Source organism: Pseudophaeobacter sp. A-200-2, assembly GCF_041008815.1.
GTDB lineage: Bacteria > Pseudomonadota > Alphaproteobacteria > Rhodobacterales > Rhodobacteraceae > Phycobacter > Phycobacter gallaeciensis_A.
Genome location: NZ_JAXGFU010000012.1, coordinates 86,142 through 109,885, shown reverse-complemented (window position 1 = coordinate 109,885; position 23,744 = coordinate 86,142). Strand labels below are relative to the sequence as shown.

The 23,744-nt window shown below is 63.0% G+C and carries 20 protein-coding genes, 1 tRNA gene, 1 pseudogene and 1 riboswitch; of the genes and pseudogenes, 8 read left to right on the top strand and 14 right to left on the bottom strand.

What is annotated here, in order from left to right; genetic code table 11:
* Positions 1 to 470 precede the first annotated feature (470 nt).
* Positions 471 to 1,994, top strand: coding sequence for a fasciclin domain-containing protein (locus SM766_RS18020; RefSeq protein WP_368948662.1), 1,524 nt, complete (start codon positions 471 to 473; stop codon positions 1,992 to 1,994).
* A gap of 471 nt (positions 1,995 to 2,465) precedes the next feature.
* Here SM766_RS18020 and SM766_RS18015 read toward each other — a convergent pair.
* Positions 2,466 to 2,551, bottom strand: a tRNA-Leu gene (locus SM766_RS18015).
* A gap of 335 nt (positions 2,552 to 2,886) precedes the next feature.
* On the opposite strand from SM766_RS18015, the gene SM766_RS18010 reads away from it, so the two are divergent.
* From SM766_RS18010 to SM766_RS17985, 6 genes are all read left to right on the top strand, one after another.
* Positions 2,887 to 3,657 carry a helix-turn-helix transcriptional regulator gene (locus tag SM766_RS18010; protein ID WP_368948661.1) on the top strand — a complete coding sequence of 257 codons (771 nt, stop codon included), beginning with the start codon at positions 2,887 to 2,889 and terminating at the stop codon, positions 3,655 to 3,657.
* 118 nt (positions 3,658 to 3,775) lie between these two features.
* Positions 3,776 to 4,837 carry an ABC transporter ATP-binding protein gene (locus SM766_RS18005; RefSeq protein WP_368948660.1) on the top strand — a complete coding sequence of 354 codons (1,062 nt, stop codon included), beginning with the start codon at positions 3,776 to 3,778 and terminating at the stop codon, positions 4,835 to 4,837.
* 11 nt (positions 4,838 to 4,848) lie between these two features.
* On the top strand, positions 4,849 to 5,790 hold the full coding sequence (locus tag SM766_RS18000; RefSeq protein ID WP_368948659.1) for an ABC transporter permease: 942 nt from the start codon (positions 4,849 to 4,851) through the stop codon (positions 5,788 to 5,790).
* Positions 5,791 to 5,812: 22 nt separating this feature from the next.
* Positions 5,813 to 6,625: an ABC transporter permease gene (locus tag SM766_RS17995; protein WP_368948666.1), complete on the top strand. Its 813-nt coding sequence runs from the start codon at positions 5,813 to 5,815 to the stop codon at positions 6,623 to 6,625.
* 49 nt (positions 6,626 to 6,674) lie between these two features.
* Positions 6,675 to 7,706 (top strand): extracellular solute-binding protein, encoded by a 1,032-nt coding sequence (locus SM766_RS17990; protein ID WP_274837411.1) that lies wholly within the window; start codon positions 6,675 to 6,677, stop codon positions 7,704 to 7,706.
* 92 nt (positions 7,707 to 7,798) lie between these two features.
* A complete protein-coding gene (locus tag SM766_RS17985) occupies positions 7,799 to 9,022 on the top strand; it encodes a serine hydrolase domain-containing protein (RefSeq protein ID WP_368948658.1) in 1,224 nt (407 codons plus the stop codon).
* Positions 9,023 to 9,046: 24 nt separating this feature from the next.
* On the opposite strand, the pseudogene cobF reads toward SM766_RS17985, so the two are convergent.
* The 7 genes and pseudogenes from cobF to cbiE all read right to left on the bottom strand — a co-directional run.
* Positions 9,047 to 9,793 (bottom strand): annotated as a pseudogene (cobF, locus tag SM766_RS17980) (precorrin-6A synthase (deacetylating)); the annotation flags it as partial.
* Between the two features lie 77 nt (positions 9,794 to 9,870).
* Positions 9,871 to 10,548, bottom strand: a complete 678-nt coding sequence (locus SM766_RS17975) for an energy-coupling factor ABC transporter permease (RefSeq protein WP_065271157.1) — start codon at positions 10,546 to 10,548, stop codon at positions 9,871 to 9,873.
* Between the two features lie 58 nt (positions 10,549 to 10,606).
* Positions 10,607 to 10,822: riboswitch (cobalamin riboswitch) on the bottom strand.
* A 69-nt stretch (positions 10,823 to 10,891) separates the two neighbouring features.
* Positions 10,892 to 11,623 (bottom strand): uroporphyrinogen-III C-methyltransferase, encoded by a 732-nt coding sequence (cobA, locus tag SM766_RS17970; protein ID WP_368948656.1) that lies wholly within the window; start codon positions 11,621 to 11,623, stop codon positions 10,892 to 10,894.
* Positions 11,620 to 12,954 (bottom strand): cobyrinic acid a,c-diamide synthase CobB, encoded by a 1,335-nt coding sequence (locus SM766_RS17965; RefSeq protein ID WP_368948654.1) that lies wholly within the window; start codon positions 12,952 to 12,954, stop codon positions 11,620 to 11,622. Before SM766_RS17965 ends, cobA begins: the two co-directional genes overlap by 4 nt.
* The gene (gene cobM / locus SM766_RS17960; protein WP_368948653.1) at positions 12,947 to 13,741 is read right to left on the bottom strand and encodes a precorrin-4 C(11)-methyltransferase; all 795 of its coding nucleotides are present in this window, start codon (positions 13,739 to 13,741) and stop codon (positions 12,947 to 12,949) included. The genes SM766_RS17965 and cobM overlap by 8 nt, the downstream gene beginning before the upstream one ends.
* Positions 13,738 to 14,115 (bottom strand): cobalamin biosynthesis protein, encoded by a 378-nt coding sequence (locus tag SM766_RS17955; protein ID WP_368948652.1) that lies wholly within the window; start codon positions 14,113 to 14,115, stop codon positions 13,738 to 13,740. Before SM766_RS17955 ends, cobM begins: the two co-directional genes overlap by 4 nt.
* Positions 14,112 to 15,311: a precorrin-6y C5,15-methyltransferase (decarboxylating) subunit CbiE gene (gene cbiE, locus SM766_RS17950; protein WP_368948651.1), complete on the bottom strand. Its 1,200-nt coding sequence runs from the start codon at positions 15,309 to 15,311 to the stop codon at positions 14,112 to 14,114. Before cbiE ends, SM766_RS17955 begins: the two co-directional genes overlap by 4 nt.
* Between cbiE and SM766_RS17945 the strand changes: the two genes are divergently transcribed.
* Positions 15,310 to 16,071: a cobalt-precorrin-6A reductase gene (locus SM766_RS17945; RefSeq protein ID WP_368948649.1), complete on the top strand. Its 762-nt coding sequence runs from the start codon at positions 15,310 to 15,312 to the stop codon at positions 16,069 to 16,071. The two genes, cbiE and SM766_RS17945, sit on opposite strands and share 2 nt — an antisense overlap.
* Here the strand turns inward: SM766_RS17945 and cobJ are convergent.
* The 6 genes from cobJ to cobW all read right to left on the bottom strand — a co-directional run bounded on the left by cobJ (position 16,047) and on the right by cobW (position 23,744).
* Positions 16,047 to 16,811 carry a precorrin-3B C(17)-methyltransferase gene (gene cobJ / locus SM766_RS17940; RefSeq protein ID WP_368948648.1) on the bottom strand — a complete coding sequence of 255 codons (765 nt, stop codon included), beginning with the start codon at positions 16,809 to 16,811 and terminating at the stop codon, positions 16,047 to 16,049. The genes SM766_RS17945 and cobJ overlap by 25 nt on opposite strands.
* Positions 16,808 to 17,524: a precorrin-2 C(20)-methyltransferase gene (cobI, locus tag SM766_RS17935; protein WP_368948647.1), complete on the bottom strand. Its 717-nt coding sequence runs from the start codon at positions 17,522 to 17,524 to the stop codon at positions 16,808 to 16,810. The genes cobJ and cobI overlap by 4 nt, the downstream gene beginning before the upstream one ends.
* A gap of 2 nt (positions 17,525 to 17,526) precedes the next feature.
* Positions 17,527 to 18,156 carry a precorrin-8X methylmutase gene (locus SM766_RS17930; RefSeq protein ID WP_368948646.1) on the bottom strand — a complete coding sequence of 210 codons (630 nt, stop codon included), beginning with the start codon at positions 18,154 to 18,156 and terminating at the stop codon, positions 17,527 to 17,529.
* Between the two features lies 1 nt (position 18,157).
* Positions 18,158 to 19,318: a precorrin-3B synthase gene (cobG, locus tag SM766_RS17925; RefSeq protein ID WP_368948645.1), complete on the bottom strand. Its 1,161-nt coding sequence runs from the start codon at positions 19,316 to 19,318 to the stop codon at positions 18,158 to 18,160.
* The gene (cobN, locus tag SM766_RS17920; protein ID WP_368948644.1) at positions 19,315 to 22,560 is read right to left on the bottom strand and encodes a cobaltochelatase subunit CobN; all 3,246 of its coding nucleotides are present in this window, start codon (positions 22,558 to 22,560) and stop codon (positions 19,315 to 19,317) included. Before cobN ends, cobG begins: the two co-directional genes overlap by 4 nt.
* Before the next feature lie 149 nt (positions 22,561 to 22,709).
* A complete protein-coding gene (gene cobW, locus SM766_RS17915) occupies positions 22,710 to 23,744 on the bottom strand; it encodes a cobalamin biosynthesis protein CobW (protein ID WP_368948643.1) in 1,035 nt (344 codons plus the stop codon).

The window sequence follows — 23,744 nt, the reverse complement described above, 5'->3', positions numbered from 1 at the left end:
TGTTCTTTGATCATTCCGATGATCTGTGCTTCTGTAAAACGGCTCTTTCGCATCTGTTTGCTCCATCAAGAGGTTGAGCAAACTCTACATTAAAGTGCGGGAGATTTCGGGGGGCAGGTCATCGGCTACGTTTGATGATCACGTTTTGTTGATAGGATTGATCCGCTCACTGAGAGTGGCCGTAACCAAGGGTGCATAACCAAAGCGGACACGTTTTGCCGAAACTGCTTATCTCGTGGCACTATCACCGCAATGGCTACCGCCTTGACCGAAGTCGCCCAAGAGTGCTCGGAGCCGAGGGGGCGTGGCCTTGCAGACTGCGAGTGTCACCACCGCCGACATCAGGACTGGAAAGGCGTCATAAGCGAGATCGAAGAGGTGCTCCCGCCGAAGTTAGCGATAACGAGCTCTAGGGCTGACAGGAGGCATGCTGGCCTTCTGTGCGTCTGAGTAAATGGGAGAGAGAGACCATGACCACCATTGCAGGAATCGCATCAAGCGATACGAACTTCAGCATTCTTGTCTCAGTGATCGAGTTCATCGATGCTGAGAAAGGGACTGCCTATATCGACACCCTCAACAACGCGGCTGCAGACCTCACCGTGTTCGCGCCGACGAATGCGGCCTTTGGTCAACTGGCCACCGATCTTGGCTTCGCAGGGGATACGACCGACGCCGTCGCGGTGACTGAATTCCTTAGCACGCTGGGTGCGGACACGCTCGAAGCTGTGGTGACCTACCATGTTTCGGTTGGGTCACTGTCCTCCGGCGATATTGCTGCGGCCGGATCCGTGACGACGTTGCAGGGCGGCATTATCGATGCCTCTGAATTGCCGACGCTGGGCGACAACGAACCGGACCTGATTGATCCCTCGCTGATTGCGACGGACATCATGGCGGACAATGGCGTGGTGCATGTGATCGACAGGGTACTCTTGCCTATTGATTTGCCCGACAATGATGCCCCGACCGTTACCGGTCTCGTGCTCGAAACGAGTGGTGCGGATGGCTTTGACGGCAACGGCGCAGACTTCGACATTCTGCGCGATTCCGTGATTGCCGCCGATCTTGCAGGGGTTCTGGACGACGACACCCAGGATTTCACAGTGTTCGCGCCGACCGACTCCGCGTTTGTCGGTCTGTCCCAGACCCTTGGGTATGAGGGAAGTGACGAAGCAGGCGCTTTCGGCCATTTGGTCGATGCCCTGCGCCTGCTGAACGAAGGCAATGACCCCATCGAGCTGATATCCACCGTTCTGACCTACCACGTAGCGGGCCAGAGCCTGCAAGCCAGCCAGGTGATTGCCACTGGAGAGGTGGAGACGCTGCAAGGCGGGACACTTACGCTCGATGGCCTCAGTCTTGTCGATGCCGATCCGGATCTTTCGAACCCCAACCTGATCGCGACCGATCTTCAGGCTTCTAACGGTGTCGTTCACGTCCTAGACGGCGTTCTTCTGCCTGTCGACCTGTTGCCAACTGATGGGGCGAACGACGTTGACTTCGTGATTGCTGATGATGGACGCGATTTTTTGCGCACGGGGCGGGACAATGACCTGATCGATGCGAAGGGCGGCAAGGACGTCGTTTTCGCCGGATCAGGTGACGATCTCGTGTTGGCGGGTGCGCAGCGCGATAAGGTTTTCGGTGGCAGCGGCAACGATACGTTGAAGGGCGAAGCTGGCAGCGACTTCATAAAGGGCGGCCGAGGGAATGACCTTATCGACGGAGGAAAGGGCAATGATTATCTCTTTGGCGGCCGGGGAGCCGACACCTTCGTCTTCGCGGAGGACGACGGTCACGACCTGATTGTTGGTTTCCGCTCAGGCAAGGACAAGATCGACCTCAGCGCGTATGGCTTCGATAGCTTCGATGAGATCGAAGGGGCCATCAGCGAGCGGGGTTTCCGTACCGAGATTGACCTCGATGACACGGAGATTACGCTCCTCGGCCTTCGCGGGCATTCGCTGGACGAAGGCGATTTTATACTCTGACAGGGCAAGACACCCATGGTCCCCGGCCGGATGCCTATCCGGGCGGGGGGATGTAGCGGTCCCGGATGTCCGGACTGTTCAGCGGCTTTGTTGATAGCATGGATGCCGCCTCACGGCGGCATCACAATGTGCCAAGGTGATATTGGCGAAAGACATCGCGGAAGGAGAGACCTTCCCTTGCCATGGTACAGAACAGCGCGACCGGGGCTGTCTGAAACCGCCACCTTGGGAGAGAAGCTTGCCCATCAAGCTGCTCCAGCGGGGGAATTCGACGAAATGCTCAAACCGTCCATGGATTTATTGGCAAGCTTTTGGAAGATTTTGGAAAAAGGTTCTTGCGAACTCAAGAGAATGGTATTGTGAATGGCCTTTACAGACCCCACCAGTGTATCACGCGAAATCGGACTTCGAACTGCATAACCAACATGCCGTTCAAGACGTTACGTTTTCTGTCTACCTCCGAAAGTCAAATGGTGCGGGCGGTGGGACTCGAACCCACACGGGCATATGCCCTTCAGATTTTAAGTCTGATATGTCTACCATTCCATCACGCCCGCATCCGACGCCGAGTGTGAAGCGGGCTTTGGGGCCTGAATAGAGCGACCCCCAGACCAACCTCAAACAGCGCGTTTCAACACCATGTTTCGTATGCAGATTTTCACGCATGCACAAGCGTTTTTGGGACCGCATTGCGCACACAGGTGCGCCGGAACGCGGCATCGATCTGTTTTTATGCGCGCATTCCCGGCACCGCAATGGCTGCGCCCGGTGCAGTGGCCGAAGGTCTCATCGCCAGTGTGGACGGGGCGCCCTATAACAGGGCAGACTGCTCTGGGAGTGGCTGTAAAACGCTGCCCGGATAAACCTGCCACAAAGAGCCAGATCGGTTGAGATGACCCAATCCGCAGCCACGTCCGATGAACTTGCCAGCGCGATCCGGTCCATCGGAACGCCGGATTTCCTGCCCGCGTTGTTGGATTTCATGCGCACAGCAACGCCGTTTCGCGGGGCCTTTGTCAGTCGGCTCAGCCCCAGCAGGCTGCCCGAGCATATTTATGACAATGTTCGGCAGGAGCGGCGTTCGGTCGTGGTGGACCGCTGGCTGGACCGGGCCTGGCTGCTGGATCCCTTTGTGGTGAGTTATATCAGCGGCAAGTTTGATCCGGTCATGGTGCTGGATCAGGTGGCGCCGGATCGGTTTTCCCAGACCGATTATTTCAGCATCTATTACCGGTCCGTGCGGCTGAAGGACGAGATGGCGGTGTTTGTCACCCTGCCGGAGAGCACCCTGTTCCTCTCCCTCGGGCGGCTGACGGGGGAGATGCGGTTTTCCAAGCGGGATCTGGCACGGCTGCGCAATATACATCCGGTGATCTCCGCCTTGTGCGAGCAGCATTTTCACCGGCGTCCGCAGAGCAGCGGCGAGGCGGCGGGCGGCAGCGTCAGCCTTGAGAGCATGATCGAGCAGGTCTGCGAAGGATTGACCTGCCGCGAAATTGAGATCGTACAGCATCTGCTGCGCGGGCATTCCAGCCAGTCGATTGCGTTGCTGCTGGATCTGTCACCCGCAACGGTGAAGGTGCACCGCAAGAACATCTACCGAAAACTGGGGATTTCCTCGCAATCGGCTTTATTTTCGATCTTTCTGCAATCGGTGACCTGATGAGCGCCTACCCCTCTGGGGGTAGGGCCGACACCCCCTCCTGGAGGTATTTCCCCATTGCATTTGGGGCTTTAGTCTGACCGGACAGACTGCCAACAGGAACGTGCCGGAACAGATTATGATCAACGTGATAGAAGTGACAAAACGGTTCGGCATCGGCGCCTCTGCTGTGACGGCGCTTGAAACCGTGTCGCTGGATGTGCCGGAGGGCAGCTTTTTCACCCTGCTGGGGCCATCGGGCTGCGGCAAGACCACGCTGCTGCGGCTGATTGCCGGGTTTGAACTGCCCAGCGAAGGCGAGATCGCACTGGACGGGCAGGAGATCGGCCATCTGCCGCCGCACAAGCGTCCGGTGAACACCGTGTTCCAGAATTACGCCTTGTTTCCGCATATGACTGTGGCCCGCAATATCGGGTTCGGGTTGGAAATGCTGAACCGCCCGAAGGCGGAAATCGCCGCCGCCATCGATGATATGCTGAATCTGGTGCAAATGGGCGAGTTCGCCGCGCGCCGGGTGGACCAGCTGTCTGGCGGGCAGCAGCAGCGGGTGGCTTTGGCGCGCGCGCTCGCGCCGCGCCCCAAGGTGCTGCTGCTGGATGAGCCGCTGTCGGCGCTGGATCTGAAGTTGCGCAAGGGCATGCAAAGCGAGCTGAAACGCCTGCAAAGCGAAACCGGCATCACCTTTGTCTTTGTCACCCATGATCAGGGCGAAGCGCTGGCGATGTCCGATCAGATCGCGGTCATGTCCGCAGGACGCGTGCAGCAGGTGGGCACCCCGCAGCAGATCTACACCGCGCCGCAAAGCCGGTTCGTCGCGGATTTCATCGGCGACACCAATATCGTGGCGGCGGACCTCCTCGGCTATGACGGGGCGCAGGCGCGGATCAGTTTTTTCGGCGGGGAGCCTGTACTTGCCAATGCGGCCAGCGATGGCTTGCCTCCTGGGGTAGTCTATGTGGCGCTGCGCCCAGAGACCCTTACCGTTTGCGCGGCGTCCAATGCGGCGGCTGTGCTGCGCGGAACCGTGCTTGACAGCAGTTATTTCGGAGCCGGTTCGCAAATGCGGGTGCGGCTTCAGAACGGCACCGAGATTCAGGTGCAGGTGGCAGAGCCCAGCCCGGCGGGCAGCGAGATCGGGCTGATCCCAGAGACCTCCATGCTGCATGTGCTGGCAGACTGATGGGGCAGGGGATGCAACAAACTTCGCCCACGGCGCAGAATTTGCAGCAGGCCGTTGCGGCTCGTAGCAGGACGGTCCGGCGGGTCCGGTTGTTCCTGCTCTTGCCTGCGCTCGTGATCATCGGCGTGTTTGGTCTGGCGCCCCTGTCGATCGCGCTGGTCTATTCCTTGCTGGAGCCGGGAACCTATGGCGGCGTCGAATGGGTGTTCTCGACCGATGCCTATGTGCAGTTCCTGTTCGAGCGGGACATTTTTGATGACACTCTGAGTTTCAACAGCGCCTATCTGCAGATCTTTGGCCGCTCTTTCGGGCTGGCGCTATGCGCGATGATCGGCACTTTGATCCTCGGCTTTCCTGTGGCTTATTTCATCGCGGCCCGCCCACCCGAACAGCGCAATCTCTGGCTTTTTGCCATTACCCTGCCGTTCTGGACCAACCTGCTGATCCGCACCTATTCCATGCTGCTGATCGTGCGCGACGAAGGGTTCTTGAACATTGCGCTGATGAAACTGGGGCTGATCAGCGCGCCCATCGAGATGCTTTACACCGATGGGGCGGTCTTGGCCGGGCTGGTCTATAGCTATCTGCCCTTCATGATCCTGCCGATCTATGCTTCGCTGGAAAAGTTCGACTTTTCGCTGCTGGAGGCGGGACACGATCTTTATGCCTCCCGCGTGCAGGTGTTCCGCCATATCGTCATTCCGATCAGCCGCCCGGGTATCGTGGCTGGATGCGCGCTGGTGCTGATCCCCGCGCTGGGCGCCTATATCACGCCCGAGCTGTTGGGCGGTGGTAAGAAGCTGATGATCGGCAACCTGATTGCCATGCAGTTCGGATCTGGGCGCAACTGGCCCTTCGGCTCGGCGGCGGCGCTGATCCTGATGTCGGTAGTGCTGATCGCGCTGCTGGTGTCGCTCCGGGCAGGCGCCGAGAAGGAGAAGGCCCATGGATGATCTGCCCCGCAAGAGGCTTGGCATGCTGTGGCGCAACAGCGAGACGCGTGAGTTGCGGCGTCAGCCCCTGTTCACGGCGCTTTCATGGCTGGTTCTGCTGCTGCTTTATGCGCCGATCGCCGTGCTGATCCTGTTCTCTTTCAACGACAACCGCTCGGTTGTCGTCTGGACCGAGGCGAGCCTCAAGTGGTACGCCAAGGCGCTGGAGAATGACGACATCCGCAACGCGGCCTGGATTTCGATCCGGGTGGCACTGACGGCCACCACCATCGCCACGGTCGTTGCAACGATGGCGGCGTTGGCGACGACGCGGGGCGGAAATTATCGCGGGCGCGCGGCAGCGATTGCCCTGATCAATCAGCCGCTGATGATCCCGGAAATCGTCACCGCCATTGCCACCCTGTCGTTCTTTTCGATCCTGCGACAGTTGACAGGGATCACCGGGCTGGGCTGGCTCATCCTGGCGCATACGGTGTTCTGCATCCCCTTTGCCTTTATCCCGGTGCGCGCCCGTCTTGCCGACATGTCCGAAACCTTCGAGACTGCCGCCGCCGATCTTTATGCAACGCCCTGGCAGACCTTCCGCCATGTCACCCTGCCGCTGCTGATGCCGGGCATTCTGGCCGGTGCAATGCTGGCCTTCGTGGTCTCGCTGGATGACGTGATCATCACCCTGCTGATCGCCGGTCCCGGGGAAACCACCCTGCCGATCTACATCCTGGGCCAGATCCGGCGCGGCGTGACGCCCGAAGTCAATGCGGTCTCCACCATTCTGATCCTGCTGACCGTGGCCTTGGTCGCGCTGACCTTCGCCCTGCAACGCAAACGAAAATAACCAGAAGCCCGCACCAGACGGGACCCACCAACCAACAAGAGGAAGATCCATGAAACTGACGATCCTTAAGGCGGGGCTTACCTCCGTCATCGCCCTCAGTGCGGCTGCAGCTAACGCCGAAGGCACGCTGAACATCTACAACTGGGGCAATTACACCAACCCCGAGATGATCGAGAAATTCGAAAAGCAGTATGACATCGAGGTCACGTTGGATGGCTATGACAGTAATGAGACCATGCTGGCCAAGGTCAAGGAAGGCGGCAGCGGATACGACATCGTGGTCCCGGGCGACTATATGGTCGCCATCATGGTGGGCGAGGGGCTACTGGCCGAAATCAACGCCTCCGAGATGGAGAACTTCAAAAACCTCGATCCGAACTGGGTCGATGTCTACTGGGATCCGGGCCGCAAATACTCGGTACCCTATCAGTGGGGCACCACCAGCTTTACCGTCGACAGCGCGGTATACGGCGGCGACATCGACACGCTTGAGGTCGTGTTCAACCCGCCCGAAGAGCTGAAGGGCCGCATCAATATGCTCAACGACATGAACGATGTGATCAACGCCGGACTGCGCTATCTCGATTATCCGCGCTGCAACTCCGACCCCGCCCAGATGAAAGAGCTGCTGGCGCTCTTGCTCAAGGCCAAGGAAGACTGGCGCACCATGGACTACGCGGTGATCGAAAAGCTGACCTCGAAGGATGTCGACCTGTCGCAAAGCTGGAACGGCGCCGCGATGCGCGCCCGCGCCGATCGCCCGACGCTGAAATACGCCTATCCCAAGGAAGGCTTCACCGGCTGGATGGACAACGTCGCGGTGCTGGCGGATGCCCCCAACATGGAGAACGCCAAGCTGTTCGTGAATTTCATGATGGAGCCTGAAAACGCGGCGATGACTTCCAACTTTGCCCGCTATGCCAACGGCGTCATCGGCTCCGAGGAATTCATGGACGCCGAAATGCTGGAGGCGCCGGAGATCGTGATGCCTGAAGGCGCCCCGGTGCCGGACTTCGTCAAACCCTGCGATCAGGATGTTGTGGCGATGTACAACAAGGTCTGGACCCGCCTGAAGCAGTAACTCAGCCAAATAGAAGGGTGGTGGCCCGCGTGGCCATCACCGAAATTTTGACCGCAGCCCAGACGCTGGGCTGCCATGCGGGAGCGTGCCCAATGCACCGGACAGCAGACAGTCTGAAGCCGAAAACGGCGCGGGAAATCGGCATCATGCAGGGATTTCCGCCACCGCCGGAAAAACGGCCGACGCTGGACAACTGGGATTTGGCGCCCTTCAACCGCTGGTCCTTCCAGAACATGCGGCGCCTGTTTCCCACGGCGGATGTGCGCAGCGGACCCGGCGCGGCTGCGCCGCTGCCAACGGTGCTTCAGGATCTGTCAAAGGTCTGTTTTGCCACCAGCGAAGGCACCCGCCAGTCGGTCGGCGATTGGCTGTGGCAAAGCTACACCGACGGGTTTCTGGTGCTGAAAAGCGGCGCCATCGTCACCGAGTTCTACGCCAATGATTTTCACGTGGAGGGGGCGCATCTGGGGCAGTCGGTCTCCAAATCCGTGATTGGCATCCTCGCCGGGATCCTGCAGGGTGAGGGGCAGCTGGATCTGGCCGCCCCGCTGGAGGAGATCGTGCCGGAACTGGCGGGCACCGGCTACGCAGGCTGCACGGTGGATCAGGCGCTGGACATGCTGTCTGGTGCGCGGTTCTCTGAGGACTACGGTCTGCCGGGTAGTGACATGACCCGGGTCGATATCGCTTCGGGCTGGCGCCCGGTGCGGGACGGGGAGATCAAGCCGACGATACGCGACGTGATCCTCTCCCTGCCGCAGGAACGGGCGCATGGGCTCAGCTTTTCCTACCGGTCGATTGAAACCGATGTCATTGCCTGGGCGCTGGAACGGGTCAGCGGTACGGATCTGTCCGTACTCCTGTCCGACCGGATCTGGCGCAGGCTTGGCTGCGAACTGGATGGGTTCTTTACCGTCGATGATGCGGGCACGGCGCTGGCCGATGGGGGGTTCAATGCGAGCCTGCGGGACTATGCCCGGTTCGGACATATGGTGCTGAATGGCGGCCGGGTTGGCGATGACCAGATCGTGCCCGAGGCCTGGATCGATGGTATCTGCATAGGTGCGGATCCGTCGAAATTCGGCGCACCCTATGACGTGCTGTCACCGCAAGGCGCCTATCGGCGGTTCTGGTGGGTGCACGATCCCGGGCGCGGCGTGTTCATGGCCCGGGGTGTGTTCGGTCAGTTGATCTTTATCGATCGCAGCGCCGATGTTGTGATCGTAAAGCTGTCGAGCTGGCCTGACTATCTGATCTCGGCCTTTGGTCTGGATGCCGTGCAGGCCTGCGAGGCCATCGTCAGCGCGCTGGACTAGGGCGGAGGGGTACCGTCGTGCGGGGCGGCGCAGGATGTAGATATCCATGATCCAGCCATGTTCCGCGCGCGCCTTCGCGCGCATATCAATGATCTCATCCGCGGTTTCGCGCAGCGCGCCGGATAGGGAGATTTCTTTCTCCATACCGGCATAGGCAGACCACCAGATCTGAACACCTTCGGGGTCGATGGACTGAAAACTGCAGTCGCCGTCCAGCATGATGACAAGCGTATCGGCACTGTCTGGCCAGCCTGCGTCACGCAGCTGGCGGCCAGTGGTGATGGTGACGGGATCACCGATCTCATTGAGGGGGATGGCATGGCTGGCCGTCAGCGCCTGGATTGAGGTGATGCCGGGAATGACCCGCAGGGAAACCTCGGTCCGGGCCTGAAGCCGCGCGGCGATGCGCATGGTGCTGTCGTAGAGCGACGGATCGCCCCAGACCAGAAAGCCGACCTTGCCGCCCCGGGGCAGGTGCTGATCGATGGTCTCTTGCCAGACCTCGGCAATGGCATCGTGCCAGTCGTCCACTCGCTGTCGGTAGCTTGGTGTCGCGGGATCGCGCTGCGGCAGGTCGAATTCGACGATCGCAGGCCCCGGCGATTTGATCACCCGGTTGCAGATGTCCCGGCGCAGACCGGCCAGATCGTCCTTACCGGCACCTTTGTTGGGAATGAGGATTAGCTCCAGCCCGTTCAGGGCTTCGACCGCCTGCAGGGTCAGATGCTGGGGATTGCCGGTGCCAATGCCAACAAGGGTGAGATCAATCATGTCAGGCGCCTTTGGAAAAGAAACACGGCCCCGAAACGGGGCCGCGCTATGTGAAACTTCAGATGTCGGCGAAAGGCTTACGCAGCCGCATAAAGGCGGGGCGTGACCAGACCGCTGCGCTCCAAACCGCGCAGGCTTTTGGCGGCGGCCAGAACGGCCAGATCGGCCAGCGGTTCGATCAGGATGACGGTCATGTAAGCTGCACCAAAGGTAAAGACCGAGGCCATGGTTTCAGCGCCGATGCCCTGACCGTAGAAGGCCCAGAAAGCGACCCAGCCGACAACGCCTGCCTGATAGGCGGTCGACAGCGCCAGCGCCTGAGAATACTTCAGATCAACATAGGCAGTGTTCGGAGCGATGATCCGCTTGGCCAGTTCCTTCATCGCGAACAGCGGGACCAGCAGCGTGGTCAGGTTGATGAAATACTGCGGCAGATCGATCGGGGCAAAGAACACGCCCTGGATCAGAAGTCCCATCGCCAGACCGAAGGCAGCAGGTGCAGCGCCCAGCAGCAGGAACAGGGTCGAGCCGAGGATGAAGTGAACCTCGGAAACGCCCACAGGGAAATGCGGCAGCACTTCGAAGAAGGTGAAGACGCCGACAGTCGCAATGGCCGAACGCGCCGCAAAGGATGCGATGCCGGAGGCGGCCAGATCTTCCATCGTCTTTTTCGCAGCAAAGCCCATGGCGCCAGCGGCGGTGGCATAGGACAGGGCGATTTTGACGCCGTTTACGATTCCGGGTTCGATATGCATGTTCTGTCTCCTTACCGCCTCACCCGGCGGCATTACATAGGTTATGGTTGGGCCATGCTGGCCACGTCTTCCAACGGCAGGTCTCCTGACTCGCGGGTCGATGCCGGTCCGAGGCCTTCCCAGTCCTGATAGGGACCAGTGGCTATGCCCGGTGGCTCTCCGCTCACAGTTGCGGGGGCAGTCACGGATTTGGCGCCTGATGGCTACACCTCACCGTGTTCCCTTTTCATCCTTGGGTCTTGGACCCGTCGGAACCTTTGGTCTTTCAGAGATGACACAGCGCTTACAAAGCTGTCAACGTGTCTGGCGCGACATCCGTGTTTCAATTGCGGCATATGGGCGATCAGCGGGGCAGGTCCTCATCGGCCAGGGGACCATAGAGGATCAGCACCGGAGCCTTGGTCTCCATCGCGCGCAGAACCTCGGGGAGTTCCCCCACCGTGTGGCAGGACAGCGACTGATCCGGGGTCGAAACACCCAGCGCGATCAGCGCGTGCGTCTCGGGCGGCAGCCCGGCCACCAGCAACCGTTCGGCGAGCGCTGCAAAGGTGCGTTTCCCCATGTAGACAACGGTCGTGGCTTCGGGATCGGCGAGGGCGGCCATATTCAGCCCCTCGGGCAGGCCGCCGGTTACGTCATGGCCGGTGATGAACTGCAGTCGTCGCGCGGTCAGCCGCCGGGTCAGCGGGATATTGGCGGCCGCAGCAGCTGCCGAGGCCGCCGTGACACCGGGCACGATCTCGAACCCGATGCCTGCCTGCCGCAGCGCGGTGATTTCCTCTTCCAGACGGCCAAAGACGCCGGAGTCGCCGGATTTCAGCCGCACTACATGCGCCCCGGTTGCTGCGTATTCGACCAAGAGCTGGCTAACGTGGTCCTGCCGGGGTGAGGGGCGCCCTGCACGTTTGCCCACTCCGACGAGATCGGCGTCCTTGCGCGCATGGGTCAGGATCGGCCCCGATGAAAGGTCATCGAACAGAACCGCATCGGCTGCCCCCAGCCGTTTCACCGCCTTGACGGTCAACAGTTCAGGGTCGCCGGGGCCGGAGGAGACGAAACTGACAAAACCGCTCATGATTGCTCTCCGGTGATCAGGTGGAAGAAGGTGCCGGTCACATGGCCGCGTATCGAGCCGGTTTCCGGCACCGGGTTGCCGTCTGCGTCCATCACCCGTGCCAGCGGAGCGTCCGGTTCATCCAGAATAGTCGAATAGTGGAACTCATGTCCGCGCAAAGCGCCGCCTGCGGGAAATCCCGGCATCGCCGCCTGCAGCACGGCGCGGCGGTAGCCGAGGCGGAATTTCCGTATTTCATATGAGGTGACGAGCCCCAGCAACCCGGCCATCCGGTGACGGTTGCCGTTCTTGTCGATCAGGGCTTCACCAAGGGCCATGTAGCCGCCGCACTCGCCATGAACGGGGCGGGTCTCTGCGTGTTTGCACAAAGCCGCGCGGAAGGTTTCGGCCGCCGCCAGCCTACCGCCGTGCAGTTCGGGGTATCCACCGGGGAGCCAGATCAGATCGGCATCCGGGGCCGGGGCTTCATCGGCGAGAGGGGAGAAAGGAATGATTTCGGCGCCAGCCGCGCGCCAGCCTTCCAGAAGATGCGGGTAGGTAAAGGAAAACGCCGCATCTCGCGCCAGTGCGATGCGCTGCGCAGGCGGTTTCGGCAGCGGGGCCGAGGCGGGCGCAGCTCCGGCGCGGGCAGCGGATTTGATCGCCTCCAGATCCACGTTTTCACGCAGGAAGGCGGCATAGCCCGCGATCGCGGCCTCAAGATCGGGGTGCTCCACCGCCTGAATGAGGCCAAGGTGGCGCTCGGGCAGGGTCAGATCCCCGCGTCGGGGCAGGGAGCCAAGGACGGGAATGCCCGCGCGTTCCATCCCCAGGCGGGTCAGCCTTTCGTGACGCGGGCTGGCAACCCGGTTGAGGATCACACCGGCAAAGGGCAGGTCAGGATCATAGGCGCGAAACCCCAGCGCCGTGGCCGCTGCCGATTGCGCCTGCCCGCCGACGTCAACCACCAGCACCACCGGCCAGCCCATGCGTTTTGCCGTTTCCGCCGAAGAGCCAAAGCCGCTTTGCCCCCGCGTGGCAACGCCGTCATATAGCCCCATGGAGCCTTCGCCGACGCAGATCTCGGCATCACCGGCCTGTCCGGCCACGGCATTGAGCAGGTCGCCATCCATCGCCCATGTATCAAGGTTGAAAGAGGCGCGCCCGGCTGCCGCCAGATGAAAGGCGGGGTCAATGTAATCGGGGCCACTTTTGTAGGGCTGAACCGCAAGGCCATCCTCGGCCAGTGCGCGCAACAGGCCCAGCATCACAGTGGTCTTGCCCGTGCCCGAGGCGGGCGCCGAAATCATCAGACCCGGCGGATAGGATCCGGTCTTGCCCGTTTCAGTCATCTCCTTCGCTCCAATCCGCCCATTGGCTGTCGGCGCTTTGCGGGCGGTAACGCCGGTCATAGTCCTGCGCGTAAAGGCAGCTTTCGTCGAAGTCCTCGGCACCAAGGGCACGGCCCACGAGGATCAGCGCAGTGCGCCCGCGCGCGCCCTCGGTCGCCTCGATCAATGTGCCGAGTGTGGCCTTGATGATCTTCTGATCTGGCCATGTCGCCCGCCAAACCACTGCGACCGGGCAGTCGTCGCCATAGGCCGGAGAGAGACGCGCCACCACATCGTCCAGCACATGCACCGACAAGTGAATGGCCAGCGTCGCGCCGGTGCGGGCGAAATTCTCCAGCGTTTCGCCTTCGGGCATCGAGGAGGCCCGCCCCGAGGTGCGCGTCAGCACCAGCGATTGCGCAACGCCCGGCAGGGTTAGCTCGGCGCCAAGCGCAGCGGCGCCTGCGGCAAAGGCAGGTACGCCGGGGGTTACGTCATATGGAATACCCAGATCGCGCAGACGGCGCAGTTGCTCGCCCATGGCGGACCAGACCGACAGATCGCCGGAGTGCAGCCGCGCCACATCCTGCCCCGCCTCATGTGCGGCCTCGATTTCGGCCACAATCTCATCCAGCGAGAGGGAGGCCGTGTTGATGATCTTGGCGCCCTCCGGGCAGTGCTGCAGCAGCGCCTCGGGCACCAGCGAGCCGGCATAGAGGCAGACGGGGCAGGCTGCGATCAGGTCGCGGCCACGCAGGGTGATCAGGTCGGCGGCGCCGGGGCCGGCGCCAATGAAGTGAACGGTCATGAGGTCAGTCTTTCTGCAATGGCCGCAGTGGCAAGGCCATCTGCGGTGACAACGCGTGGAACGAGAAGGCGGGCGGTTGCTGTGGTGCGGCCGTGGCATGCGCCGCAGAGGGCAGCAGCTTCGGCCAGCGATCCGGTTGCGAACCGGGTTTTGATACGGGGCGACATCGTCGGCGTTTCAAGGCCCGCAATCGCCTCTTCCGACAGGGCGATCATCGGCAGGTTCAACTCGGCGGCAAGGGCCTGAAAGGCGGGGCTTTCCACCTTCGCTGCGAGTGAGGCGAGCGCATCGGGCTGATGCCCGGTCAGCGCTAGGGCGGCGCGCAGGTCGGCAACGGCCGCCGCTTTGCGAAATCCCAGACCCGCGACCTTCATCGCGTGACGCTCCACTGGATGACAGGACGCGCGCGCTCCCAGCCGCGCATCGAACCAAGCGGCCCGGCTTCGGCCAGTTCCACCTTCATCAGATACCCGCCGCGTATGGCATGGGCCTGCATCAGCAGGGTCTCGGTCTCCAACGTCACGCCATTGGCGACGATCCGCGTGCCCTCGGGCAGCACTTGCCACAGATGATCCAGCAACGCCTGTGAGCCACCGCCGCCGATGAAAACGCAATCGGGTCTTTTCTGTCCAGCCAACACATTCGGCGCGCGGCCCAGAACCGGTTTCATGCGGTGTTCAATCCCGAACCGTTCGGCATTGGCTCGGATATTGATGAGGCGGTCTTCCCGCGGCTCAAACGTGATCGCCCGGTTGCACGGCGCGGCAAGGCACCATTCCACCGAGACAGATCCGGAGCCGCCACCGATGTCCCAGAGCAGCTCTCCGGCTCGCGGTGCGAGTGCCGAAAGGGTCATGGCGCGGATCGGGCGTTTGGTGATCTGCCCGTCGCTCTGGAACACATCGTCGGGCAAGCCGCTGGCGCGGGGCAGGCCTGTGCTGCCCGCCACCTGAAGCGCGGCCACCACGGGGGCGGCGATGCCGGTCAGGTGAAAGGTATCTGCGCGACTGCTGTGCACTTGGGCGCGGGGCCCGCCCAGCGCCTCCATCACCTTCAGCGTTGTTGGGCCGAATCCCTGCGTGGTAAGCCAATCGGCCAGTGCTGCCGGGCTTCTGCCATCTCGAAGCGTGCAGATGATCCGGGCTCCGGCGGCCAGCACAGGGGTCAGCCGAGCGAAGGGGGCAGCATGAAGGCCAAGGCAAAGTGTCTCTTCCAGTTTCCAACCCAAGGTATTTGCCGCCAGAGCAAAGCAGGAGGGGGCGGGGTGCGATACCCATTCATCCGGGCTGAGATGCGCCACCAGCGATCCACCCGCGCCGTGCCAGAAGGGATCGCCCGAGGCCAGCACCACGGCGCGTTGACCGCGCGCAGCAAGCACCGGATCGATAGAAAACGGAACCGGCCAGGGCTGGCCGCGATTACCTGCCTGCACCAGATCCAGATGGCGGGGGCCGCCAAAAATCACCTCGGCCTCGTCCAGCGCCTTCCGGCTTGCATTCGCCAGCCCAGCCGGTCCATCGTCGCCGAGGCCGACAATGGTCAGCCATTGTTTTACAAGAGGATCAGACATGACGCGCATCCTGCTTCTGGGAGGCACCACCGAAGCCTCGCGCCTTGCCGAGGCACTGGCCGAGGCCGGGATGGATGCGGTGTTCTCCTATGCGGGCCGCACGGCGCGTCCCGTCACCCAGCCGCTGCCACTGCGCGTCGGGGGCTTTGGCGGGGGCGAGGGCTTGGCGGCTTTCCTTCAGGCCGAAGGGATCACCCATGTGATCGATGCAACGCACCCCTTTGCCGCGCAAATGAGTGCCAATGCGGTCTATGCCTGTGAACGGGCGAATGTGGCGCTTTGTGCATTGGAGCGCCCCGCATGGCAGGCGCAGTTGAGCGACGACTGGCGCCATGTGGAGAACTTGGCCGAGGCGGTTGAGGCGTTGCCGGAAGTGGGGGCGCGAGTCTTCCTGGCGATCGGCAAACAGAACCTCGCTGCCTTTGCTGACAAACCCGGAAACCACTATCTGTTGCGGCTGGTGGACCCGCCCGAAGGCCAGATTCCCCTGCCGGACAAGACCGTTGAAATCGCGCGTGGCCCGTTTGATGTGGCGGGGGATCGGGCACTGATGCAGGCCCATGGTATTACCCATATTGTTTCCAAGAACGCCGGTGGTTCCGGTGCCGAAGCCAAGCTGCAGGCAGCGCGCGATTTGGGGCTGCCGGTGATCATGATCGCCCGCCCGAAGGTGCCGCAGCGCCTGACCTTTGGAACCGTGCCTGCGGTCATGGCGTGGTTGTCTGGCCGCCCGGATCACGGGGCCGAACCTTCTGCGTAGCGGGGCGTGTAGACGTGTCGCCCGATGGCCCGCGTGTCGCGGTTGCCAACGATCACCATGGTGCGCATGTCCGCCATTTCCGGCCTTGCGTCTTTCAGCGCGACGGTGGTGATCTCCTGCGTCGGCTTGGTGACGTCCCGGGCAAAGCTGATCAGCGTGTCTTCTCCGCAGGCCGCGCGCAGGATCTCAAGCGCGTGGGCGAACTGGTGAGGGCGGGACTGGGAGCGTGGATTGTAAAAGGCCATGGCAAAGCCCGCTTCACCCGCCGCGCGCAGGCGGGATTCGATCAGCGACCAGGGTTTCAGATTGTCGGAAAGGTTGATCGCCGCGAAATCGTGCCCGAGCGGCGCACCGATCTGGGCGGCGGCAGCTAGCATGGCGGTAATGCCGGGCAAGACACGGATATCAAGCTCCAGCCAGTCATTCGGCCCAGCCTCAAGCGCCTCGAACACGGCGGAGGCCATGGCAAAGACACCGGGATCGCCAGAGGACACAACGACAACGCGGCGTCCCGCAGCGGCCATCTCAAGCGCATGGGTGGCGCGGTCGACCTCGACCCGGTTATCCGAAGCATGAAGCACCAGCCCGTCGCGCGGCGCGATGCGTTTCACGTAAGGGATATAGCCGACGATATCTGTTGCAGCGTCGATGGCATCGCGCACCTCTTGGGTCACCAGCGCCTCTTCGCCGGGACCTAGGCCCGCGACGACCAGCCATCCGCTTTCTGTCACTTGCGTCATGGCCGACGTCCCTGTCCATGCACCAGCACGATCGAGAAATAAGGCACCTCGCCAACTACTTCGGTCAGCTTTTGCACGCTCTGTGTCGGCATGGTGCCGCGTTCCACCAGCCAAGCATCGTCGAGCTTGCCCGCCGCCTGCAGCGCGCGGCGCAGTTTGGGCAGGTTGCGGCCGATCTTCATCACCACCAGCGCGTCGGTTCCGCGTGCGCGCTCGGTCAGCTCATCCTCGCTGAGCGTGGCCATGGCGACGGTCAGCACATCGTCGCCCCAGGTGATCGGCTGATCGGTGGCAGTCCAGCAGCCGGACATGCCGGTGATGCCGGGAATGATGTCCACGTCGGCGCGGGCCTGAAGGCGGCTGTGCAGATGCATGAAAGAGCCGTAAAGGAAGGGATCGCCTTCGCAGAGGACAACGACGTCGTCGGTCCGGGCGATCTCTTCCAGACGGTTGGCCCATTGATCGTAGAAGTCCGACAGCAGGCGATTGTATTCGGGATCGGAGAAATGGATCTCCGTTGTTACCGGATATTCCATCGCATGTTCCTGCACCGTGTCTGGCAGCAGATGTTCGACAATGGTGCGGGCCTGACCCCTGCGGCCTGCTTTGCGGAAATAGGCAATGTGGCGCGCGCCGGTGATGGCGCGGTGCGACTTAACACTCATCAGGTCCGGATCGCCGGGGCCGAGGCCTGCACAGATAACTTTGCCCATGGTTATTCTTTCCAGCTGGCCAGCGCGTTGACGGCTGCTACGGTGATGGCCGATCCGCCAAGGCGGCCCTTCACGATCATCGACGGCACGGGAAGGTCCTGCATCAGCGCCTCCTTGGATTCCATCGCGCCGACAAAGCCGACTGGGCAGCCGATGATGGCCGCGGGGCGCGGGCAGGCGGGATCTTTCAGCATGTTCAAAAGGTGAAAGAGCGCGGTCGGGGCATTGCCGATTGCGACCACGGCACCGTCGAGTTTCGGGCGCCACAACTCCAGCGCGGCAGCAGAGCGGGTGTTGCCCATCTGCTTGGCCATATCGGGTACCTTGGAGTCGCGCAGCGTGCAGATCACCTCGTTTCCCGCAGGCAGGCGCGGACGGGTGATGCCCTCGCTGACCATATAGGCATCACAAAGGATCGGCGCACCTGCCGTCAGCGCGGCGCGGGCGGTTTCGGCCATGCCGGGGGAAAAGCGGATATGCTCTTCAAGGCCTACCATTCCGGCAGCATGGATCATGCGTACGGCGACGCTTTCCTCATCGCGGCTGAAACGGTCGAGATCGGCCTCGGCGCGGATGGTGGCAAAGCTTTCGGCGTAGATCTTGGCGCCGTCGGTTTCATAGGTGTGGAGCATGTCAGCTGCCCTCTGTCAGACGTTCGGGAGCGGTGCGCAGGGTGCGGGCGCTCAGGCGGTGTTTAATGGGGTGATCGGCGGCAGAACCGTTGCGGATCAGGGTGAAGGTGTCGTTGGCAGTGGCGGTCAGGGTCAGCGGCGCAGGGCCGGGATGGGCGCAGCCCTTGGCGCAGCCGGAGACATGCAGATGGGCGTCTTCCGGCACATGCGGCGCCAGATCGCGGGCCAGATCGCGGGTCGCTGAAAGCGCCTGCAGGCAGCCGGGGGCCCCGGTGCAGGCGTTCACCCGCAGGCGCGGATCCGCTGCGTCCAGGATCAGGCCGGGCAAGGGAGCGATATTGCTGGCACCTTCGATCAACAGCATCCGCCAGGGCGTGAGGCGCAGGGCGCCGTGATCGGCAAGTGATGTGAGCGTGCCCGCTAACATCTGGCCAAATTCCAGCGCAACCAACTGGCCTGCGCCCGTTTGGCCCGGCCTGGCAGCCGTAGCAGCCACGGTGGCGACCAAGCTATAGCCTGATGGAAGTGGTGTGCCTTTGGCTAGGTGCTGCCTCATCCGCCCGCGCCCATCGGGTGCACCACCAGTGTCGAGGAACCATCGGGCGAGGTTCAGTGCCTCGGGGACGGCGGTTTCCCGTGTCGCGGACAGGCCAAGCTCGGCGCCATCGGGGCGCAGGATCAGGCCCGATGCATCGCGCTCGATACGGATGTCAGCAGCAGCGTCCCGCAGAACGGGCGCTGTGCCACAGTCCACGGCAAATCCGAATTTCCCCGGCAATGTCAGATCCGTGGCCGCCGTCAGGGCGGAGGCCAAACGCCGTGCAATCACCGCGTTGTCGTCGCCTTCTGTCCAGAAGGGTGTCAGCATCACATTGCGCCGTGCTTCGGCAGCCTCATCTGTATCGAGAAGCCCAAGATCCCGTAGGCCAGAGAGCAGCGCAGTGTGGCTGTCGTCCTTGATGCCGCGCATCTGCAGGTTGGCCCGGGCTGACAGGTCAAGAAGGCCATTGCCATGTCGCCGGGACAGTTCAGCGACGCCGCGGGCCTGATCGGGGGTGAGTCGCCCCATGGGCGCGCGCAGACGCACCACCAGCCCGTCGCCCGACATCATTGGGCGCAGGGCGCCGGGGCACCAACCGTAGACTTTTGGGGCTGCGCTCATGGTGCGCCCTCCAGTCCAGCGATGATCGAATTGCGCCGGGTGACCCAGAGGTCGGCCTCAGCCAAGGCGCGGAAGCGGTCGCGCAGGGCGGCCAGCGCGTCGGGGTTCTCCCGCTCCAGGAACTCCACCAGATCGTCTCGGCCAAGGGTGGCTTCGAAATAGAGGTCAAACAGGTGTGGCGGCACTGCCTGCGCCAGATGGGCGAAGGCCGCCATGTGATCGAGCGTTGCAGCAATCTCGGCGCCGCCGCGAAATCCATGGCGCATCATCGAGGTTGCCCAATCGGGGTTGGCGGCGCGGGCGCGGGTGACACGGGCGATCTCTTCACCCAGGGAGCGCGCCTGGGGTGCATCGGGGCGGGTCGCATCCATGTGATAAAGCGCGGGTGCCTTTTGCCCGATACGGGCCATGGCGGCGGCAAAGCCTGCCTCATGCGCAGCATAGTCCGAGGCCACGAGGAGGTCCGTTTCCGGCAGGTCCTGAAGATGCACAAAACTGTCGACGCCCTTCAGGCGGTCTTCCAGCGCGCTGCGGGCCTCGGCAATGTCGCCCTTGGCGTCGATCGCGTGGGAGGAGGCATTGAGCCAGGCTTCCCCCGCGGCCGCGCGGGCCTCGTCGGAATAGGTGTCGAGATGCGCGCCCATGGAGAGGCCGTATTGGCCGGGTTTCGGGCCAAAGACGCGCGGCACCTCTGTCAGGTAGGGGTTGTCGGTCTTGGCCTCGTCCCGGTTCGCCAGAGCGGCGGCGGCGGTCTCGAACATCTGGGCAAGGCCGGGAAAGACATCGCGGAACAGGCCCGAGACGCGCAGGGTTACGTCGATGCGGGGACGGTTCAGCATGGAAAGCGGCAGAACCTCGAAGCCCGAAACCCGTTCGGAGCCTTCGTCCCATTTTGGCGCAAGCCCCGCCAGATGCAGCGCCATGGCGAATTCCTCGCCCGCGGTGCGCATGGTGGCCGATCCCCAGAGATCGATCACCAGCCCCCGTGGCCAGTCGCCGTGGTCCTGAAGATGGCGGCGCAGCAGCTCTTCCGCCAGCTTGACCCCCTGCGCATGCGCCGCCCGCGAGGGCACCGCCCGTGGATCGGTGGTAAAGAGGTTGCGCCCGGTGGGGATCACGTCCGTGCGCCCGCGAAAGGGAGAGCCAGAAGGGCCGGGGGCCACCAACCGCCCAGAAAGCGCATCCATCACCCCGGTGATTTCCTGCGGTCCGCACTGGCCGGTGCCAAAGATGTGCAGGCCCTCGCCGTATTGGCTTTCCTTGATGTCGCAGACAAAGGCATCGATGCGGGTGATCGCCTCGGCAGCGGAGCAGTCGGGGGTAAGGCCCAGATCCGCCTCGACACCGGTGCCTTGCGCCTCGGCGCGGATATCTTCGATCAGACGGTCGCGGCGGGCTGGGTCCAGACCATCGGCGGTGGAATACTCATCCAAGAGGCTTTCCAGCCGTGCCATGCCGTCTGGCAGGGTGGTCTGCGCCAGTGGCGGCGGCAGGTGGCCCACGGTCACACCGGCGATGCGCCGTTTGGCTTGTGCGGCCTCGCCGGGATCGTTGACGATGAAGGGATAGATCACTGGCAGGGCACCGATCAGCGCCTCGGGCCAGCAGGTGTCAGACAGGGCGACCGCCTTTCCGGGTAGCCATTCCAGCGTGCCGTGGGCGCCGATGTGAAGGACGGCGTCAACCTGTGTCTGGAGCCAGAGGTAGAAGGCCACATAGGCATGGCGCGGGGTGCGCTCCAGATCGTGATAGTCATCGACGCGGGTCGTAACCTCGCCGCGTTCGGGTTGCAGGGCGATGATCGCCTTGCCTGCGATGAGGGCCTTCAGGTGGAAGGCGCCGTCGCGCAGGTCTGGGTCTTCCTCCGGCGCGCCCCAGGCCGTCTTGAGGTCGGTTTGCAAGGGGTCGGGAAGCGTTTTCAGAGCCGCCTTGTAGTCCGCGAGCGGCAAGGCGATGCGCTCCTCTCCGAGGCGGGCACCAAGATCGCCTGTCCCCGTGACGCTGTAGCCCTGATCGGCAAGCGCGGTCAGAAGCTGTTCGCAGGAAGCCAGCGCATCAAGGCCCACCGCATGGGCGATATTGTAGTCGCGCCCCGGATATGTGGAAAGCACCAGCGCCAGGCGTTTGTCGCTGTTTCGGAGCTGGGCCAGCCGCAGCCAGCCTTCGATCCGGTCCACGGCGGCGCGCACGCGGCCCGGATCGGCGCGGTGGGCAAAGCGCGAATACTGGAGGTCGGGGTCTTTCTTGGAAGGCGCCTTGAAGCTGACCACGCCCGCCATGATACGGCCATCCACCTCGGGCAGGACCACATGCATGGCAAGGTCAGCGGGCGACAGGCCCCGCGCCGCCTCGGCCCAGTCCTTGCGCCGCGCGGTGGAGAGCGCCACCTGGAACACCGGGCAGCCTGTTGTGCTCAGCGGCGACGGGCGCCCGTCTGAGCCTTGCGCCGAAAAGGCGGTGGCGTTGATGATGGCGGCGGAGGCAAGCCGGGGGAGTTCCGCTCCCAGCCAATCGGCGGCTGCGGGGGCCTTGAGGCTGGCGGCAAAGGTGCCATAGGCGGCATAGCCGCGCGCGCGCAGCTCGGCGATCAGCGCATCCACCGGGGCGGTATCTGCCGAAGTCAGGTAAGAGCGGTAGAAACTGACCAGGACCAGCGGCCTGCCCTCTTGGGGGATATCCGCGATCACGCCCCTATCAGGGTCGTAGTAGCCATAGTCGGGCGTTGTCTTCATCCCCGGAACCGGGCCCGCGTACAGGCCTGCTGCCAGGGCAAGCTGTGCCAGGGCCGCCTGTGCTGCGACCGCGCCACCTGCATCGCACAGCGCCTGAAGACGCCGCAGGGTCGAGACCGGCAGGGTCGAGAGTTCATCAAGCCGCGGATCTTCGCGCCCGTCGGCGGGCAGGACCGCGAGGGCGATCCCCTTGCGACGGGCCAGATCCTGAAGGGTGGAGAGGCCGTATGACCAGTAGCTTTCGCCGCCAATGAGGCGCACCAGAACACCCTTGGCGCCTTCCAGCGTCTGTTCGGCGTAGGTGTCCACCGAGAGGGGATGTTTCAGCGCCACCAGATTGGCAAGGCGACAGGAGGGAAGCTTACCGCCCGCCCGGTGCCAGCCCGCGGCAAAGGCGCCCAGATCGCTGTCGGAAAAGGACAGAACGATCAGCTCTGCGGGATCCTGCCCAACGTCAAAGGGCGTATCGGTTTCTTCAAGGCCGTGGCTTTCGCGAAAGACGACATGCATGGGTCAGCTCCACCCGATCTGATCGGATACGCGGAGGACGGCCCACTGCCGCGGGTGGGGGCAAAGCCCCCGCCCATGGGGGCGGTCGGGGGCTGTCCGGTCTTTCGACCGGACGAGACAGCTGTTTTTGCCCCGGTCTTGCACCGAACTCAGGCTCCCAGATCCGCGTGGATGCCCGCGACGTCGATATCGTCGTGTTCGGCAATCACCACCAGCTGGGTCTTGCGCGGCTGGGCGCCCCAGGGTTGGTCGTATTGGGCGCGCAGCCGTTCGCCCACCGCCTGAACCAGCATGCGCATCGGTTTCCCTTCCACCGCGACATAGCCTTTGACGCGCAGAATTTTGCGGTTGCGGGCCATGTTGACGATGCGGTCCTGCAGGTCCTGCGGGTCGGAGACTTCGCCCATTTCAACGACGATGCTTTCAAAGTCATCATGCTCGTGATCGTGGTGGCCATCGTGATGACTGGGGCGGGCCTCCAGATCGTCTTCCGCCGCCGCGCCGATCCCCAGCACCACACGCGGATCGATCACGCCTTCGCTCATCGGCAGGATCGGCAGTTGGCGCGGGGCTTCGGCTTCGATTACGGCACGGGCCTTGGCAAGGCCTTCTTCCCCGGCAAGGTCCGCCTTGGACAGAAGCACGATATCTGCACACGAGATCTGGTCCTCGAAGACTTCGGACAGCGGGGTTTCATGATCCAGACTGTCGTCCGCTTCGCGCTGGGCCTGCACGGCGTCAAGATCCGGGGCGAATTGCCCTGCGGCGACGGCTTCGGCGTCGGCCAGGGCAATGACCCCGTCTACGGTGATGCGCGAGCGGATCGCGGGCCAGTCAAAGGCTTTCAGCAGCGGTTTCGGCAGCGCTAGCCCGGAGGTTTCAATCAGGATATGTTCGGGCGTTTCCGGCAGCGCCATCAGGGCCTCGATCGTGGGAATGAAATCGTCCGCCACGGTGCAGCAGATGCAGCCGTTCGCCAGCTCCACGATATTGTTTTCTGGGCAGTTTTCATCGGCGCAGGATTTCAGGATGTCGCTGTCCACACCCGCGGTGCCGAATTCATTGACCAGTACGGCCAGGCGTTTGCCCTGCGGGTTCTGCATCAGGTGACGGATCAGCGTGGTCTTGCCCGCGCCGAGAAAGCCGGTCACCACGGTGACGGGAATTTTGTTGAGATCGCTCAT